Below are 17,247 nucleotides of genomic sequence, written 5' to 3' on the forward strand. Positions count from 1 at the left end.
CGGCGTTCCCGTTTCGAGTCGTGCTCGGCCGGTCAAGGCTGTGGCGTCGCCGACCCAGGAGTGACGGAGGAACGATGGACAACGCCCGCTCCAACCCCACGTCCGGCGACCTCCCGGGCCGCCCGGCCCCCGAGCCGCCGTCGGTGGACGAACCGACCCGGGCCCGCGGGCCGCTGCCGCCCAAGCCCGACCAGCGCGGGCCGGACACGGTCAGCCCCACCGGGCAGCCCACCGGCGTGGACCAGGCGAAGGCGGCCCAGGAAGGCCCCTACCTGACCTCGGCCCAGGGCGCCCGACTGTACGACACGGACCACTCCCTCAAGGCCGGGCCCCGCGGGCCGGTGCTGCTGCAGGACCACCACCTGCGGGAGAAGATCACCCACTTCGACCACGAACGCATCCCGGAGCGGGTCGTCCACGCCCGGGGCGCCGCCGCGCACGGAGTGTTCCAGAGCTACGGCACGGCCGCGAAGATCACCAAGGCGGCGTTCCTCGGGGAGGACGTGCGCACCCCCGTCTTCGTGCGCTTCTCCACCGTGCTGGGCTCGCGCGGCTCCGCGGACACGGTGCGTGACACCCGGGGCTTCGCGACGAAGTTCTACACCACGGAGGGCACCTTCGACCTGGTCGGGAACAACATCCCGGTCTTCTTCATCCAGGACGCCATCAAGTTCCCGGACATCATCCACGCCGGCAAGCCGCACCCGGACCGGGAGATCCCGCAGGCGCAGAGCGCCCACGACACCTTCTGGGACTTCGTCACCCTGCACACCGAGGCCACCCACCACACCCTGTGGAACATGTCCGACCGCGGCATCCCGCGGTCGTTCCGGATGATGGAGGGGTTCGGCGTCCACACCTTCCGGCTCGTCAACGCCGACGGCGAGACGACCCTGGTCAAGTTCCACTGGAAGCCGAAGCTCGGGGTGCACTCCATGGTGTGGGAGGAGGCGCAGATCGTGGGGGGCATGGACCCGGACTTCCACCGCCGCGACCTCGCCGACGCGATCGAGGCCGGTGCCTACCCGCAGTGGGAACTGGCCGTTCAGACCTTCCCCGACACCCCGGAGCAGACCTTCGAGGGCATCGACCTGCTGGACCCCACCAACATCGTCCCCGAGGAACTCGCCCCCGTACGGCCCATCGGCATGCTGACCCTCGACGCCAACCCGTCGAACTTCTTCGCCGAGACGGAGCAGGTGGCCTTCCACCCCGGTCACCTCGTCCCCGGCATCGACATCACCGACGACCCGCTGCTGGCCGGGCGGCTGTTCTCCTACCTGGACACCCAGATCAGTCGGCTGGGCGGGCCGAACTTCGCGCAGATCCCGATCAACCGCCCTCACGCCCCGCTCAACGACTCCCTGCGTGACGGTATGCACCAGGTGGCCGTGCACCGCGGCGTGGCCCCCTACCGGCCCAACTCCCTGGACGGCGGCTGCCCCTTCCTCGCGGGCGCCGACACCGGCGCCTACATCGAGGTACCGGTCGGTGTCCCGGCGGCCCAGAAGGTCCGGCAGGCGCCCGACTCCTTCGCCGACCACTTCAGCCAGCCCCGCCGGTTCTGGCTCAGCATGACCCCGGTCGAGCGCGAGCACATCATCGCGGCCTACACCTTCGAACTGAGCAAGTGCTACGAGCAGGCGATCCGCGAACGCGCGCTGAAGGTGCTGGCCCGGATCGACTCCGACCTGTGCGAGCAGGTCGCCGCGGGCCTCGGACTGCCCGCTCCCAAACCGGAGGAACCCCTCGCCGCGGTCGACCCCAGCCCCGCCCTGTCCCAGATCGGCGGGGAATGGCCGGTGGACGGCAGGGTGATCGGCATCGTCGCCGACGAGACGGCCGACCTGACCGGCGTGCGGTCCCTGCGCCGAGCGGTGCTCGACGCCGGCATGGTGCCCCTGGTCATCGCCCCCACCGGCGGCCTCCTCGACGCGGACGGCGACCCCGTCGCCATCCAGCGCACCTTCGCGGCGGCCCGGTCGACGGAGTTCGACGCGCTGGTGCTGGCCGGAGCGCCGGCCCCGGCCAAGGACGCCCTCGGCGCGCGCGACGCCAAGGTCTCCGACGCCACCACCGGCAACACCGCTCCCGCGACCGGCGCCGTGGCCTCGGCGGGGGAGATCGACCCCCGGGTCCTGCTCCTGGTCTCCGAGGCGTTCCGGCATGGCAAGGCCGTCGGTGGTTGGAACGGCGCCGCGCAGGTGCTGGCGGCCGCCGGCGTCCCCGCGAACGCCCCCGGCGTCGTCAGCGAGGACAGCGGTGACGGGGCGTTGGCGGCGCTGACGCCCCTGCTGCGGCGGCACCGGGTGTGGGAACGCTTCCCCACCACCGTCTGACCTCTCGCGTCGGCGCACCGCGCGTCGAGCGACCGAGAAGACCGGCACGGGCCTCACCTACGACGCCCTGCGCGGCGGAAGCGGCATCCGGTGGCCGTGCGACGAGCGGGCGCCCCACGGAACCGCGCGACTGTACAGAGCGGCGCCTGGCCGGGGAACTGACGACCGTGGCGGAGCGCCACCGAGCCGAGCACGAGGTCCACCACGTCGCCACCGACCTCGCGGCCTGGTCGCGCGAGCACGTACAGCGGGTGTCCGAGGCCGCGCCCGACTACGGACTGAATGTCGAGGAAACCATCGAGGCGGACTCCGTGTTTCCCCCGTCGGAGCCAGGACAGTCGCGCTCCGGCGCGAAGGACCAGGGGACCGGCACGGGCCTGACGCTCCTGCGGGATCTGCGCGACCTGCACCTCGCGGCGACGGAGAACTCCCTGTACGGGGACATGCTGGCCCAGGCCGCGCAGGCCACCCGGGACGACACCCTGCTCGACCTCGCCTCGGCGTGTCAGCCGCGGACGCTGCGGCCGACGCGCTGGATCCACACCATGGTGGAGAACCTGTCACCCCAGCTTCTGACGAGTGTGTAGGACACCGGCCGCGTGCGCGAGCCACGCACAACACGACGAAACCACGGTCGGTCACGCCTCGCGGCGGGCCGCCTCGTCGGCCCTTCCTCCCCTTCCCAGCAGACCGGTGGCCGTGAGGTCGTCGTCGTCCGGGGCACGGCGGCGCAGTTCGCGCCGGGCGCCGTGGGCCACGAGGCCGGGCAGGGCCGGCCGCACCAGGTGCAGGCCGCGCAGCCACGGCTGGGCGTACACGGCGGGCGCGCGGCGTTCGATGCCGCGCACCAGACGGTCCGCCACCCGTTGGGCCGGATAGGTGCGGCCGGCCGGCCAGGGCATGCGGTCGTGTAGCAGCCTCAGGGCGGGCTCCCGGTCGGCCGCCGCGATCATCTGCGTGTCCGTCCAGCCGAAGTACGCCACGCCGACCGCCACCCCGGTGGGCGCGAGTTCGGCCCTCAGGGCGTGGGCGAACGCCTCGACACCCGCCTTGGAGGCGCCGTACGCCGTCATCATCGGCGCGGGCGCGAAGGCCGCCAGCGAGGCGACCTGGAGGTAGTAGCCGCGGGTGGCCAGCAGCGAGGGCAGGAAGACCCGGGCGGTGACCGCGCTGCCCACCAGGTTCACCTCCACCACCCGCGACCAGATCGCCGGATCGCACCGCAGGAAGGGGCCGCCCGCCGCCACCCCGGCGTTCGCGACCACCACGGACACCGGACCGAAGCGCTCCCGCACCCGGTCGGCGACCTCGGCCATCGAGCGATCGGCGGTGACGTCGACGGGCCACGCGACGGCATCGGGCAGACCGGCGGCGACCCGTTCCAACTCGGCCTCCTCGTGCCCCAGCAGCGCCAGTCTCATCCCCCGCCCGGCAAGCGTCCGCGCCACGGCCTCTCCCACTCCGCGGGCGGCGCCCGTCACGACGGCGACCCGACCTTTGAGGGCGCGATCCGACCTCATGCCCGACCGCCCGCACCGGGCCTCGGGCGGCCTCGTCCCTCGACGGCGCCGCGGGCCGTCAGCACCCGCTGGACGCGGCTGAGGGGGAGGGGGCGGGGACGCCGACGCAGGGCGGCGCGGGCGGCGTTGGCGCCCGGGGCGCCGTGCACGCCCCCGCCGGGGTGGGCGCCGGACGAGGCCAGGTAGAGGGCCTTGACCGGGGTCTCGGGGCGCCCGGCGCCGGGGATGGGGCGGAAGACGAGCTGTTGGTGGAGCGCGGAGGTGCCGCCGTTGATCGCTCCGCCGTGCAGATTGGCGTCCATCGCCTCCAACGTGTACGGGGCGAGCACGCGGCGGGCTCGGACCAGTGAGCGGAAGCCGGGCGCGTACCGCTCCACCTGGTCCTCCAGCCGTTCGGCCATCAGGCGCGCCTGTTCCGGCCGTTCCCACTCCCCGGTGATGCCGCCCTCGCCGGCGTCGCCGCTGATCTGCTGTGGAAGGTGGGTGTAGGCCCAGGCGGACTCCGTGCCCCGCGGAGAGCGCGAGGCGTCCGCGGTGGTCATCTGGCCGAACACCGCGAAGGGTTCATCGGGCACCTGCCCCATGGCGAGCTGCGCGGCGAACCGGGTGAGGCCGTCGACCCCGTCGGAGAGGTGGACGGTACCGGCGTCTCTCGCCTCCGGGGCGGTCCAGGGGACCGGGCCGGACAGCGCCCAGTCGACTTTGAAGGTGGCGAAGTCCCAGTGGAACCTGCGCAGATCCCGCAGCACCTGTCCCGGCAGGTGGCCGGCCGAGACGAGCCGGCCGTACAGCGTGGGAGCGGACACCGCCGCCAGCACCGCCCGGCGCGCCGGGACGGTCTCGCCGTCCGCCGTCCGCACCGCTACGGCGCGACCGGAGCGCACCACGACCTCGGTCACCGGCTGCCCGCAGCGCAGCACGCCGCCGCGTCGCTCCAGGCGCCGCACCAGCGCCGCCGTGAGCTCCTGCGCACCGCCCAACGGGACGGGGAAGCCGCCGCGCTGGCCGAGCATGGCCATCAGCCAGCCGAAGCCGCCGCTGCCCGCCGCCTCCGGGGCGAGGTCGGAGTGCAGGGCGTTGCCGGCCAGCAGCAGCCGCCCGGCGACGCCGGTGAACTCCTCCTCCCCGAGGCGCCGTACCGGCAGCGTCATCATCCGGGCCAGCCGCAGCCCACCCGCCGCCCGAAGCCTGACGGCCAGCCCGGCCGTCGCCCGCACCGGGGGGAAGGGGGTGAAGAGCGCGCCCATGAGGTGCTCGCCCACCTGGTCCCACACCGCGCACAGCCGCTCCCAGGCTTCGCCGTCCCCGGCGGCGAAGCCGTCCAGGCCGGCCGCGGTGTCCCGCACGTCGTGCTCCAACACCGCACAGCGGCCGTCCGGCAGCGGGTGGGCGAGCACACGCGGCGCGTGACTCCACCGCAGGCCCTCCGCCTCCAGATCGAGCGCGGCGAGGACGGGCGAGGCCGCGGCGAGCGGGTAGAAGGAGCTGAAGAGGTCGCTGACGTAGTCGGGGTGGACGCCACGGTCGCTGCGCACCGCCCCACCCGGTTCCGGCTGGGCCTCCAGCACCTCCACGCTCCAGCCGGCATCCGCCAACACGTTGGCCGCGACCAGCCCGTTGGGGCCGGCTCCTATCACCACGGCGTCCGGCATGGCTCACTCCCGTCCTGGGACGTCAGGGACGCGACGGCGTGCGCCCGTTCTGGCCCGCGCGACCGTCCGGGCCTTCCCGGCCCCCCGACCCCGCGGACTCCACCACCTCGGCGAACCTGGCGAGCATGGAGCGGTGGCGCAGTTGCAGGACGGCGTCCAGCGCCACGTTGTGCAGGCGGCCGCCGGTGCCGCGCAGCGGGTGCTCGTCGAGGATCACCAGGGTCTCCTCACCCCAGGCGCGGATCTCCATGGCGATGCGGGCCGTGCCCAGCCATCCGCTGACCGCCTCCAGTTCGAGTTCCCGCATCGGCTCGCAGTGCCGGACGATCGTCTCACCCGTCAGCGTCCACGGGCCCAGGGCGACGACGTACTCGATGCGGGAGCCGAGCCGCGGCCACTCCTCGTCCACCTGGGAGGACTGCGACGGTCCGATGACCCAGTCGCCGTAGCGCGAGCCGTCCGCCAGCACCGCCCACACCTGTTCGGGGCTCCTGTGGACCAGTCGATGACGTATGGCCATGCGCGCTCCCCGCCGCCGAGGGAGGGTGGTGTTTCGGAAGGCACACCAGCCCTTCCCCAGCCAGCTTAGGTCTGTCGACCAGGTTTGGCCTGCGCGGCGGGCGCTCCGCGGACGCGCGCCGCCGACCACGTGCTTCGGAGGTCCCGGAGAGGGCACCCACGGCCACGGTCGCGGTGCGTCATGGCACCGTGAGCAGGCGGTTGAAGAACGAGCGGTAGTGCCGCAGCGCCATCCGCAGGTCCTCGGTGTTCACCTCCTCACCCTGGGTCCACTGGCCTTCGAGATCCTTCTTGTGCTGGGCGAAGGTCGCGGCCAGCTTCTGGATGACCTCCGCGACGAGGGCGTCGGCGGCGTGGACCGAGTCCCGCGGGTCGTCGACGAACCGGGCCTGGATGTCCTGCCACCGTGAGCGGAAGGACTCCTCGTCCTCGGGTGTGAGCAGCCGCGGTGCCTCCTCCTCGGGTGGCTTCTCCTCCTCGCGGAGCTCGGCTCCGGGGGTTTCCGTCTCGGCTGTCCGCCCGGTGCCGTAGTCGGGCACCGTCGGGGTCTCCTCCGCCGTCTCCGGTGCCGCGTCGGGCTCGCGGCGGGAGGGTTCGGCCAGGTCCTCGGTCGACAGTCCGCTCTCGCCGGGTTCGGGTATGTCCTCGCGTCGCATGTTTCCTCCGTCCGCCACGGAGGGAGGCGTCGACGCCTCCCGGGTGTCGGTGTCGGTGTTCAGGCGGGGGCGTGTCGGGTCTGGCCCCCGTTGGAGAGCAGCTCGTTGAACAGGGCGCGGTAGTGGACCATGGCGCCGCGCAGCTGCTCGGTGCTGGCCTTGTGGCGCATCCCCAGTTCGTTGACCTCGTGGGCGGCACGGTAGTGCTCCAGGGTGCGGCCGTGTTCGACCGACAGGTCCTCGAGCCGCTGGGTGAAGTTCTCGGTGGGGTAGCCGCGCTCGTGCATCAGAGCGGCGACGAGGATGTCCGCGTCGTGTACGGCGCCCTCCGGGTGGTCCACGAAGTCGTTCTGCACGTCGCGCCATTGGCGTGCGTAGCGGTTGCGTGCCTCGTCGGGCAAGGGCTTGATGTCCAGTTCGTCATGGCGCTTCTCGCGTGCGCTCAGCTTCCGCTCCGCCGCGAGTCGGCTGTCGGAGCCCTCGACCGTCCGTTCGTACTCCGGGCCGAACCGCTCGCGCAGACGACGCCGGCGAACGGCGAGGTAGATCCCGACGGCGATCAGGGCGAGGATCACGACCGCGGGGATGATGATGGCAAGGAGTGTCCCCGTTGACATCAGACCGACCCCTCTCTCGATTCTCTCGAATGCGCTGTGATGTCGGAATGGGCTGCCTGCCGGATATCACCTGCTCGTCCTCGACGGTGGGTTCTCCCGCTGTGCGGGGGCGTCGAAGGTGTCAGCGTGAGCCCGCTGTGAGGGTCTCCGCCGAACGAGCGCGACTCCGGCTCTGGGCGCCGACTACCCCTCTTGGTTTCGGTTATGCCCGTTTTTCCTCTCTAAGGGGAATCTACCTCGTGATGCGGCGGTGTTCCCTGTTGGTGCCCGCGAGCGAGTTCACTGAAGGTTCAACTTTCGAGCCCGTCGGCGGCCCGGTGGCGGACCGCCGGGGTCCGGGGCGGGCGGACCGCCGCGGTCCGGGGGCGGGCGGACCGGTGACCCGCCCCGAATCGGTCTCGGTCGGCGCATGGGGACGTCCGCGAGGTCAGGTCCGGGCGGGGCCGACGTCTGATGGATCGTCACCGGCCGATCGGTCGGCGACGACCCGTCCTGGAGCCCCGGCCCCCACCGACACGGCGCCTACGAGTCCCCCGAGTGGCGGGTCGCCCGCGCCGGCCGCACAGTGGTGGGGCGCGAGCTCGGGTAGCGCCGCCAAGCCCTCCTCGACCGGAGCGCGTACGGCTCGGCGCCCGCCCGGACGTCCGGCACATGCGGGCCTGCCGTGTCTGACGTGTCTGACGTGTCTGAACGTGTCTGACGTGTCTGAAAGGGGGCCCATGACTCCCGCCTCACGGGGCAGGCGTACAGCCCGACCGACTGGAGGTGGCGACCATGCTTCCCCTGCTGCTCGTGCTGCTGCTGATCCTGGTCCTGTTCGGTGCCGGATTCGCCGTGGAGGTCCTGTGGTGGATCGCTGTGGTGGTCCTGGCCGTCTGGCTTCTCGGATTCCTCTTCCGGTCCGCTGGCCCCGGTGGCGCCCGTGGGCGCTGGTATCGCTGGTGATCCGGGCGCCACGAGGCGGAGCCCGGCCGACGGGCGAGCGCGGCGGGCGTCGCCCTGGGGCGATCGCCCGCCGCCGGGCGCGCTCGGACCCGCGCTACGGGGCAAAGGCCGTGGGATGAGGCTGCCCACGCCGCGTGGAGAGGTGTCCGCCGCGCTGGTCGACGCCCTGGGCCGTGGCGTGGAGCCCGGCCGGGCGGTGTCGCTGCCGCACGAGGCGGCCGCCCGCGCCCGCCCCTACGGCGAGGACGCCCAACTGGCTCTCTACCTCGGATACGAGCTGCACTACCGCGGATTCGAGGGGGTCGACGACGCCTGGGAGTGGGACGCGGAGCTGCTGCGGCTCCGCGGCGTGCTGGAGCGGCGGTTCCTCGCGGCCCTGAGAGCCGACGTGCCGTGCGACGGGGACGTCGCGAGCACGGTGGAGGCGGCGCTGCGGGAGCCCGTCGGGGGCGGCGGCGTCAGCGCCTATCTGCGCGACGCCGGAGAGTGGTGGCAGCTGCGGGAGTACGCGGCGCACCGGTCCCTGTACCAGCTCAAGGAGGCCGACCCGCACGCCTGGGCCATCCCACGGCTCACCGGCCGGGCCAAGGCCGCGCTGGTCGCGGTCGAGTACGACGAGTTCGGCGCGGGCCGCGCCGAGCGGATCCACGCCGACCTGTTCGCCGCGCTGCTCGCGGACCTGGGCCTGGACGACGGCTACGGCGGCTACCTGGACGCCGCGCCCGCCCCCACCCTCGCCACGGTCAACCTGATGTCGCTGCTGGGCCTCCGCCGGGAGCTGCGCGGTGCCCTGGTCGGCCACTTCGCGACGGTGGAGATGACCTCGCCGCCCGCCTCCCGGCGCATGGTCGAGGCCCTGCGGCGGCTCGGCGCCGGCCCGGCCGCCGTCCACTTCTACGCCGAGCACGTCGAGGCCGACGCGGTGCACGAGCAACTCGTGCGCCATGAGGTCATCGGCGACCTGCTGCGCCGCGAACCGCGACTGGCCCCCGATGTCGTCTTCGGGATCGCCGCCACGCAGTGGCTGGAGGACCGGCTCGCCGATCACGTCCTCGGGGCCTGGCGGGAGGGGCGCTGCTCACTGCGCGCTCCCCTGTGACGGTCGGCGCTCGCCCCCGCGACCGTCGGCGGGAGGTTCCAGCGGGCCGCCGGAGGGTTCGGCGCCCGGCGACACGGGCCGTGGAGCGCGGTCTCGCGTCGCGGCCGCTCGTCGAGGTCCGCGGTGGCTGGTGTCGCACCACGGGTACAGCAGGCTGCGCCGGCAGGTGCACAGGGCGACCACCGGGCGGTCGGAGCGGACCACGCTGCCGTCCTCCAGGACGACCTCGACCGGGCCCTCCATGACCATCGGGCCGCCGGGCTCCTGCCAGACCCGCCGCGCCGGCACCGGCCCGCCTCCGGTCTCCGCCACGGGTTCGCCTTCGCGCTTGGGCTCCGGCGTGAGGTCGGCGTCGGCCACGGGCGTCATCCCCTGGCCGCGCTCGGCGCGCTCCGCGGAGCGTTCGTCCGTCGGGTCATGACGGTGGCCCCGTCCCCTCGTCGGCTGCGTCTCAGGGCCACCCTGCGACCGGAGCCCCCGGTGTGCAAGCGGGCTCCTGCCGGAGGCGAGGAGCGGGCGGTGCGTCCGGGGCGACGCGCCCGATCATCGGGCCTGCGGCAGGCGTACCTCCACCAGCCCGTCGTTGAGCCGGACCTCGAAGGAGGGCTGCGGGGCGGTGGCCGGTCCGGCCACGCAGGTCCCGTCGGCGAGTCGGAAGGTGCTCCCGTGCCAGGGGCAGACCACGCAACCGTCGACGACCTCGCCCTCGGAGAGCGGGCCGGACAGGTGGGAGCACCGGTCGGCGAGCGCGTGGAGTTCGCCCGTTCCCTCGGCGTCCCGCACGATCAGCACCGGGACCTCTCCGACCATCCGTCGCACCATGCGGCCGCGTGGGAACTCCTCGGGGCCGCCGACCGCGTGCCAGCCCGCGTCGACCAGGTGCGGTACGGCCTCGCTGTGGTTGACGCCGGCGGCCTGCCGAAAGGTGAGGTGGCCGCCGAGGAAGCCGCCGGCGGTGGCCGCGGCGAGCCCGGCGAAGCCCAGCAGCCTTCCGCGCCCGCCTCTGAGCCGGACGATGAGGGAGGCGGTGTAGAGCACGATGGCCGTGGTGTTGGCCGCCGCGTGCACCACCCCGACCCGTTCCTGCTCCGGGAACTGGTCCGCGAAGTCCGTCGCGCCCGCCACGGCCGCCGGAGCGGCCGTCACCAGGCCCACCGCGATCAGCAACCGGGCCGCGCGTTCGTTGCCGCGCGTCAGGTCGAGCAGCGCGGCGGAGGTCCAGGACCCGATGGGCGCCTGCACCAGCGTCGGATGCAGCGGGTGCCCCTGCCAGCGGCCGCGCAGCAGCTCCCGCGCGCGCCCCAGGGGGAGGGCCCGGACGCCCGCACGGAGGGGGCTCGCGACCCGGTCGAGGACCTCGGCGTCCTCGATGGCGTCGATGGTGGACAGCGGGTTCGCCGCGGAAACGCGCATGCACTGTCGCATTCCCCGATTCCTCGGGCGATAACTCCGCCAGGCGATGGACCGCCTCCGGTGAGTGCGATCCGCTGCGCGGGACCCACGCCGAGCCGTCCTCACGTACGCCGCCCGTCCTCACGTACGCCGAGCCGTCGTGCGGGTGCGCCGTGTCGCCAGGCTGCCCGAGGAGGGTCCCGCGCCGCTCGCCGCCGGGATGCGTCCTCGTCCGCACCGGCGTAGACCTCGAAGGGTGGAGCAGCAGCACCGCGACCCCCTCATCCTCTATGCGAACTTCCACTCCGACCTGGCCGTGGACCTGGGGGCGCGCGACGCGCTCGAACGGTGGGCGGAACAGGCGCCGCGCAAGATCTGGCTGATGCGACCGGGCGATGTCCTGGTCACGCCCGTCCCGCTGAGCGCCGCGTTCCAGGCTTACGCCTGCGACCTGCTGGGCCTGGCGCCCGAATCCCTCACCCTGCTCCACGTTCCGCCCGTGCCGGGCGGAACGCTGGCCGACGCGGTGCACCGGGCCGGAGCGACGGACACCCTCCGGAGGCTCGTCGTCGCGCGCCCCGGGATCCAGCTGCTGCCCCTCGCCCTGGACCGCTCCACGGTCGACCTCGCCGCACGGCTGGCCGTCCCGATCGCCCCGTACGGGCCGCGTGGCGCGCCGCGGGCGGCGCTGGAGGTGACCTACCTGCTCAACACGAAAGGGGCCTTCCGCTGTGCGGGGGCCAGGCTCGGGATGCGCCTTCCTCCCGGGCGGGTCTGCGGCGGCGAAGACCTCCCGGCGACGGTGGGTGCTCTGCTGGCGGAGCACGATCGCGTCGTCCTCAAGCCGGACCGCTCCGCGGGCGGCCACGGTCTGACGGTCCTGTCCGGTACGGACCCCGTGCCCTCGCCGGGGGAGCGGGCGACCGTGTGGGTGGTCGAACAGTGCATGGAGCCGATCCGGTCCCTGAGCGTGCAGATGGAGGCGACACCGGACGGGCCACGACCGGTCTTCAGCGGCGAGATGCGCACCTCCGGCGGCCGCTACACGGGCTACCTCTCCCCGCTCGCGGACGCCGACCGGTTCCGCGCGGTGGAGCTCGAGCGATGGGGCGGTGCGCTCGGACGGTACCTGTCCGGGCACGGCTACACCGGGCCGTACGGAATCGACGCGGTCCTCGCCCCGAACGGCCTGCTGTACGCCACCGAGGCCAACGTCCGCCGCACGGCCACCACCACGCCCCGGGCCATGGCCGTCCGCCTGGCCCGAGCCGCCGGTCTGGACCACCCCGCCTGGCTGCTCGCCCAGCACGAGAGCCGGTCGGCACTCGGCTTCGCCGAGGCCCTGCGACTGCTGCGGGACGCGGGACTGGCCTGGTCCCGGGGATCCGGCGCGGGCGTGGTGCTGTACGAGGACGCGCCCGCCGACGGCCGATCCTGGCGCTACGCCGTCATCGGAACCGACCGGAGACAGGTGAAGCGACTGCGCCGGGCCCTGCTGGACGCCTGGGGAACGACCGCCCGGGCGGAGGAGGGGTGAGCCGCGTGGTCATGGCCTTTCCGGGGCGCGGGCACCGCGGATCACGACCAGCTCCTCGTGGCGTTGGCCGGGGTCGATGAGCCCGGAGTCCTCCATCCACGCGGCGCGGGCGCTGAGCAGCGGGCCGAAGGGCTGGGCGCGGCGGGCGACGACGGACGCGGTCAGCCCACCGGCGGTCAGGGCGCGCAGCGTGCGGAGCGGCTCGGCCACGGAGGAGTGCACCACGAGGAGGACGCCGGTCTCGTTGAGCAGCAGCGGAGCCATGGCGCACAGCCGGTCGAGGTACCGGCGTCCGTCCGGTCCGGCGTCCCGGGAACCTCCCCCGCGAGGGCGCCGGGCGTCCCGCTCCGGGCAGGGGACATAGGGCGGGTTGGCCGTGATCAGGTCGAACCGCTCTCCGGGGGCGTGATCACGGAAGTCGGCGTGCCGGACACGGACGGCCGCGCGGTTGAGCCAGGCGTTGACGCGCGCTGTCAGCACGGCGCGGTAGGAGATGTCGACGGCCCGTACGTCGCCCGCGCCGAGCCGCGCGGCCGTCACGGCGATCAGCCCCGTGCCGGTGCACACGTCCAGCACCCGAGCCCCGGGCGGCACGGACACCTGCGCAAGGGTGTCTCGTAGCAGGTAGGAGTCCTCCTGGGGGCTGTACACACCCCAGGGTCGCAGCAGCATCGCGCCTCCGCCCCTACCGACGTGGACAGACAGCACGGCTGGACAGACAGCACGGCCGCGGGCGGCTCCGTACTCCCGAGTCTCCCGAGTCGGCTTCCGTTCCGAAGCCTCAAACTACTCTCGGTGAGGTGCCGGCGTCCTCTGGAAGGGTCCGTACGGCTGACGCGGAGGCTCCGGCCGCCGAGACGGCCGGGACCCGTCAGGGCGAGGACCGCGGCCTCACGCCCGGCATCCCGTATGTCGACGTGGCGGCCGAGATCGAGGCGAACCTCGACACGTTCGCACACTTCGCGGACCGCGCCCGCGCCACGGGCGCCGTGGTGGTCCCGGCGATGGCCTTCTTCGGCGGCCTCGGCGGCCTCGGCGACCTGCTGGTCACCACGGCGATGGGCGACTGGACCGCCGCGGACGAGGCGCACATCGCCTACGGCCTGAGCAGTTGGCACCCCACCGCCGGAACGCTCGCCGCGGGCGCGGTCTCGGGGCGGCGACGGGGTGGCCGCCGTGTCCGCTACACCGGAGGACGGCTGGCGTACCACGACGACGCCCTGCCCACCCTGGAGTGGCCCTTCCCGGCTCCGCTCGGCCCGCAGAGCGTCATCGGAGAGTTCACCATGGCCGACGTCGTCACCGTTCCCAGCCACCTGGCCGTCCCGGAGGTGCGCACCTACATGACCGCGAAGGCGGCCGCGGACCTGTTCGCTCCCGACGCCGCGGCACCGACCGCCGTCGACGAACTCGGACGCTCCGCGCAGACCTTCGTCGTCGACGTCCGCGTCAGCTCCGGTGGCACCGAACGCCGCCTTGTCGCCGCCGGTCAGGACATCTACGCCGTCAGCGCGCCGCTCGCGGTGGAGGCCGTCGACCGCGTCCTCACCGGCCGCACCAGGGCCACCGGCGTCGTCTCGGCGGGTGCGGTCTTCGACGCCCCGGACTTCCTCCGCGCCCTGTCCGCGCACCTCTCGCTGCACACCCCGCTCGACACGCGCGGCTGACCGATCGCGCCGTACCGGGGGCCGGGGCCCCGGCCGCGGACGGCACGATCGGTCAGCGGGCGCACGTCCCTCAGAGGGCGATCGCCTTCCAGACCTGGCCCAGCTGGCACCGGAAGGTGGCGGGCGCGGAGGACGGCCGGATGCTGATCTCGGCCGACAGCGACTTGGTCCGGGACTGACCGGCGGGCACACCGCTGACGTCGAAGAGCAGGCCGTCCAGGTATTGGCCGTTCCCGTCGACGATCTCGACGGTGCCGTCGTAGCTCGCCTGGCCCCGCGAGTTGCCGTTGGTGATGGTGATGGTCGCGGAGGACCGGTCGCCCGTGAAGTCGAAGTCGCAGGCGGTGATGGCGATGTCGTCCTTGGCCGGCGTCGTGCTCAGCGGACCCGTCGGCGGCGTCGTGGCGACCCCGCCGGTCGTGGTGCCGTCCGTCGTGGTGCCGCCGGTCGTGGTCCCGGCCGTCTGGCCACCGCCACCGGACGCCGCGTCGGGGTTCCCCAGCCCGCCGGACGAGGCGAAGCCGTCGCCGGATCCGCCGGAACGGCGCTTCTTGCCGCCCTCGCAGCCGGTCACTCCCGAGAGGGCGATCACGGCGATTGCGGCCATGGCGACAGCACGGACACGACTGGGCTTCATACGTCAAATCCCCCGATTGCATACCTGGGTTGAGCGAGGTGAGCGCCTTCTTTGACAGGCACGCGCCAGGCTATCAAGGGCGGAACGCGACCCTCCGGCGGCTTCCGAAGCACCGGGTGCCGCTCTCGCGCCGTTCCCGGCCCGCGCCGGGAACGGCGGCCGTCCCTGTGCACTCAGGCCGAACCCTCCGGGGTTCTACTTCCTGTCGTGGTGGTCGTGCTTGTCGTCCTTGTCGTGGTCGTGGTGGTCGTCGTCGTGGTGCGGCTTCTCGCAGCGCTTGTCGTGCCTGATCGCGGTGGTGTCCGTGGCGGTGTCAGGGGCGCTGCCGCCTCCGGTGACCGTGGCCGTGTTCGTGACCTGCTGGGCGGCCCTACAGGACACCCTGACCGTAAGCGTGATCGGCGGGTAGCTGTCCCCGGGGGCGAGGGCGTCGCCGCGGGTACAGGTCAGCGTGGCCAGGCTGCAGTTCCATCCGGTGCCGCCGATCGCGGCGGCGATGAGGCCCTTGGGCAGGGTGTCCTGGACGGTGACGGTGGCGATGACGGTGTTCGTGGCCGTGTCGATCACCGACACGTTGTTCGAGTTGCCGTTGGTGACATAGGCGCGGGTGTCGTCGGGGGTGATGGCCACGCTGAGGGGAGTGGTGCCGACGGGGATGGGAGTGGCCGGCGCTGCGCGACCGCCTCGCCATGACAGTCTGTTGGACGCACATCGCCTACGACCCGATTGACCTACCATCAGGCCGGCCGTCGGCGGGTGGCTTGCCGCGACCGCTGCCGCGTAGACGTCGTGGCCGTTGTACCCGGCCCGACGTCCCTGCCGTTAGACTGGTACGGACGTTGATCGTTTTGTCGAGGAGCCCAGACATGGTGGTGGACGACGACATCTCCGGGTGATTACCCGGACCCGACAGGCCACCGGTCGGTGCGCGGAAGCACCGCCGACGTGGCCTCGCCGTCGTCCCGTCCCTCCCCTTGTCCGCCGCCGGGGCGCAAGTGCCGTCCCCGCCCCCTCCCCGCGAGGTCACCTCCATGTCCGACGCTTCCGTCGTCTGCTCGAACCTGTCCTTCGCCTGGCCCGACGACACCCCCGTCTTCCGGGACCTGTCGTTCGCCGTCGGCTCCGGCCGCACCGGCCTCGTCGCGCCCAACGGCACCGGCAAGAGCGCGCTGCTCAAGCTCATCGCCGGGGAACTGCGGCCCGGCACCGGGTCGATCTCGGTGGCCGGCACCCTCGGCTACCTCCCGCAGAGCCTCCCCCTGGTCGGCGATCTCACCGTCGCCGAGGTGCTGGGCGTCGCCGAGATCATTCAGGCCATCGACGCCGTGGAGTCCGGGGATGTCGCCGAGGGGCACTTCACGACCATCGGCGACGACTGGGACATCGAGGAACGCACCCGTGCCCAGCTGGACCGCCTCGGCCTGGCCGACCTCGCCCTGGACCGCGGTCTGGGCACGCTCAGCGGCGGCCAGGTCATCTCCCTCGGTCTGGCCGCCCAGTTGCTGAGGCGGCCCGATGTGCTGCTGCTCGACGAGCCCACCAACAACCTCGACCTCGACGCCCGGCACAGGCTCTACGACGCGCTGGAGGACTTCACCGGCTGTCTGCTCCTGGTCAGCCACGATCGCGCCCTGCTCGACCGCATGGAACGCATCGCCGAACTCGACCGCGGCGAACTCCGTTTCCACGGCGGCAACTTCACCGAGTACGAGGAGGCCGTGCGGGCCGAGCGGGAGGTCGCCGAGAAGAACGTCCGCAGTGCCGAACAGGAGCTGAAGCGAGAGAAGCGGGAGATGCAGCAGGCCCGCGAGCGCGCCGAACGCCGGCAGAGCAACGCCGCCCGCAACCTGAAGAACGCCGGTCTGCCGCGCATCTTCGCCGGCAACATGAAGCGGGGCGCGCAGCAGTCCGCGGGACGGGCGGGGCAGATGCACGCCGGCCGGGTCGGTGAGGCGAAGGCCCGACTGGACGAGGCCGGGCGCGCACTGCGCGAGGAGCAGCGCATCACGCTGGACCTGCCGGACACCCATGTGCCCGCCGGACGCGACCTGTTCCTCGGTGAACGGCTCCGCGTCCGGCTCGGCGACCGGGACGTGTTCGCCGGTCCCGGCGTCGACCTGGCCATCCGGGGCCCCGAACGCATCGCGCTGACCGGCTCCAACGGTGCCGGGAAGAGCACGCTGCTGCGTCTGCTCAACGGCGATCTGGCCCCCGTGAGCGGCGGGATCAAGCGGGCCGACGGACGCATCGCCTACCTCTCGCAGCGGCTCGACCTGCTGGACCTGGACCGTACGGTCGCCGAGAACTTCGCCGAGCGCGCCCCGGAGCGGCCGGAGGCCGAGCGGATGAACCTGCTCGCCCGCTTCCTCTTCCGGGGTGCCCGCGCCCATCTGCCCGTCGGGGTGCTCTCCGGCGGCGAGCGGCTGCGCGCCACCCTGGCCTGCGTGCTGTGCGCGGAGCCGGCCCCGCACCTGCTGCTCCTGGACGAGCCGACGAACAACCTCGACCTGGTCAGCGCGGCCCAGCTGGAGAGCGCCCTCAACTCCTACCAGGGAGCCTTCGTGGTGGTCAGCCACGACGAGCGGTTCCTCCACGGGATCGGCGTGAACCGGTGGCTGCGGCTGGCCGGCGGCGAGCTGCGGGAGACGGGGGCGCCCGAGGTGTGAG

General features: G+C 73.2%; 17 protein-coding genes. 7 read left to right on the plus strand and 10 right to left on the minus strand.

Annotated features, from left to right (window positions below):
• Window positions 1–74 precede the first annotated feature (74 nt).
• The gene (locus CD790_RS17830) at window positions 75–2,339 is read left to right on the plus strand and encodes a catalase (RefSeq protein ID WP_144384241.1); all 2,265 of its coding nucleotides are present in this window, start codon (window positions 75–77) and stop codon (window positions 2,337–2,339) included.
• 167 nt (window positions 2,340–2,506) lie between these two features.
• Window positions 2,507–2,926, plus strand: a complete 420-nt coding sequence (locus CD790_RS17835; RefSeq protein WP_260867668.1) for a hypothetical protein — start codon at window positions 2,507–2,509, stop codon at window positions 2,924–2,926.
• Between the two features lie 51 nt (window positions 2,927–2,977).
• Here the strand turns inward: CD790_RS17835 and CD790_RS17840 are convergent, their stop codons facing one another.
• The 5 genes from CD790_RS17840 to CD790_RS17860 form a co-directional block, all read right to left on the minus strand.
• On the minus strand, window positions 2,978–3,859 hold the full coding sequence (locus CD790_RS17840) for an SDR family oxidoreductase (RefSeq protein ID WP_144384242.1): 882 nt from the start codon (window positions 3,857–3,859) through the stop codon (window positions 2,978–2,980).
• Complete coding sequence (locus CD790_RS17845; RefSeq protein ID WP_144384243.1) at window positions 3,856–5,511, minus strand: NAD(P)/FAD-dependent oxidoreductase; 1,656 nt, start codon at window positions 5,509–5,511, stop codon at window positions 3,856–3,858. The genes CD790_RS17840 and CD790_RS17845 overlap by 4 nt, the downstream gene beginning before the upstream one ends.
• 22 nt (window positions 5,512–5,533) lie before the next feature.
• Window positions 5,534–6,031, minus strand: a complete 498-nt coding sequence (locus tag CD790_RS17850) for an SRPBCC family protein (RefSeq protein ID WP_260867669.1) — start codon at window positions 6,029–6,031, stop codon at window positions 5,534–5,536.
• A gap of 178 nt (window positions 6,032–6,209) precedes the next feature.
• Window positions 6,210–6,686 carry a hypothetical protein gene (locus CD790_RS17855; RefSeq protein WP_144384244.1) on the minus strand — a complete coding sequence of 159 codons (477 nt, stop codon included), beginning with the start codon at window positions 6,684–6,686 and terminating at the stop codon, window positions 6,210–6,212.
• A gap of 59 nt (window positions 6,687–6,745) precedes the next feature.
• A complete protein-coding gene (locus tag CD790_RS17860) occupies window positions 6,746–7,303 on the minus strand; it encodes a hypothetical protein (protein ID WP_144384245.1) in 558 nt (185 codons plus the stop codon).
• A 774-nt stretch (window positions 7,304–8,077) separates the two neighbouring features.
• Between CD790_RS17860 and CD790_RS17865 the strand changes: the two genes are divergently transcribed.
• Both CD790_RS17865 and CD790_RS17870 read left to right on the plus strand, forming a co-directional pair.
• Window positions 8,078–8,248, plus strand: coding sequence for a DUF5670 family protein (locus tag CD790_RS17865; protein ID WP_144384246.1), 171 nt, complete (start codon window positions 8,078–8,080; stop codon window positions 8,246–8,248).
• A 115-nt stretch (window positions 8,249–8,363) separates the two neighbouring features.
• Complete coding sequence (locus CD790_RS17870) at window positions 8,364–9,347, plus strand: iron-containing redox enzyme family protein (RefSeq protein ID WP_144384247.1); 984 nt, start codon at window positions 8,364–8,366, stop codon at window positions 9,345–9,347.
• Here CD790_RS17870 and CD790_RS17875 read toward each other — a convergent pair.
• Window positions 9,327–9,707 (minus strand): CDGSH iron-sulfur domain-containing protein, encoded by a 381-nt coding sequence (locus CD790_RS17875; RefSeq protein WP_399217739.1) that lies wholly within the window; start codon window positions 9,705–9,707, stop codon window positions 9,327–9,329. The two genes, CD790_RS17870 and CD790_RS17875, sit on opposite strands and share 21 nt — an antisense overlap.
• A gap of 183 nt (window positions 9,708–9,890) precedes the next feature.
• A complete protein-coding gene (locus CD790_RS17880; protein ID WP_144384248.1) occupies window positions 9,891–10,760 on the minus strand; it encodes a Rieske (2Fe-2S) protein in 870 nt (289 codons plus the stop codon).
• 235 nt (window positions 10,761–10,995) lie between these two features.
• Between CD790_RS17880 and CD790_RS17885 the strand changes: the two genes are divergently transcribed.
• On the plus strand, window positions 10,996–12,276 hold the full coding sequence (locus tag CD790_RS17885) for a peptide ligase PGM1-related protein (RefSeq protein ID WP_144384249.1): 1,281 nt from the start codon (window positions 10,996–10,998) through the stop codon (window positions 12,274–12,276).
• 9 nt (window positions 12,277–12,285) lie between these two features.
• On the opposite strand, the gene CD790_RS17890 is transcribed toward CD790_RS17885, so the two are convergent.
• Window positions 12,286–12,948, minus strand: coding sequence for a HemK2/MTQ2 family protein methyltransferase (locus CD790_RS17890; RefSeq protein ID WP_144384250.1), 663 nt, complete (start codon window positions 12,946–12,948; stop codon window positions 12,286–12,288).
• Between the two features lie 128 nt (window positions 12,949–13,076).
• Between CD790_RS17890 and CD790_RS17895 the strand changes: the two genes are divergently transcribed.
• Window positions 13,077–13,943: a saccharopine dehydrogenase gene (locus tag CD790_RS17895; protein ID WP_260867670.1), complete on the plus strand. Its 867-nt coding sequence runs from the start codon at window positions 13,077–13,079 to the stop codon at window positions 13,941–13,943.
• Window positions 13,944–14,013: 70 nt separating this feature from the next.
• Here the strand turns inward: CD790_RS17895 and CD790_RS17900 are convergent, their stop codons facing one another.
• Both CD790_RS17900 and CD790_RS17905 read right to left on the minus strand, forming a co-directional pair.
• Window positions 14,014–14,550, minus strand: a complete 537-nt coding sequence (locus CD790_RS17900) for a hypothetical protein (RefSeq protein WP_144384251.1) — start codon at window positions 14,548–14,550, stop codon at window positions 14,014–14,016.
• A 225-nt stretch (window positions 14,551–14,775) separates the two neighbouring features.
• Window positions 14,776–15,210 (minus strand): hypothetical protein, encoded by a 435-nt coding sequence (locus CD790_RS17905; RefSeq protein ID WP_260867671.1) that lies wholly within the window; start codon window positions 15,208–15,210, stop codon window positions 14,776–14,778.
• A 401-nt stretch (window positions 15,211–15,611) separates the two neighbouring features.
• Here CD790_RS17905 and CD790_RS17910 point away from each other — a divergent pair, with 401 nt between their 5' ends.
• Window positions 15,612–17,246: an ABC-F family ATP-binding cassette domain-containing protein gene (locus tag CD790_RS17910; protein WP_144384253.1), complete on the plus strand. Its 1,635-nt coding sequence runs from the start codon at window positions 15,612–15,614 to the stop codon at window positions 17,244–17,246.
• Window position 17,247: the final 1 nt, after the last annotated feature.

The sequence above is a fragment of the Streptomyces sp. SAJ15 genome, assembly GCF_007595705.1.
GTDB lineage: Bacteria > Actinomycetota > Actinomycetes > Streptomycetales > Streptomycetaceae > Streptomyces.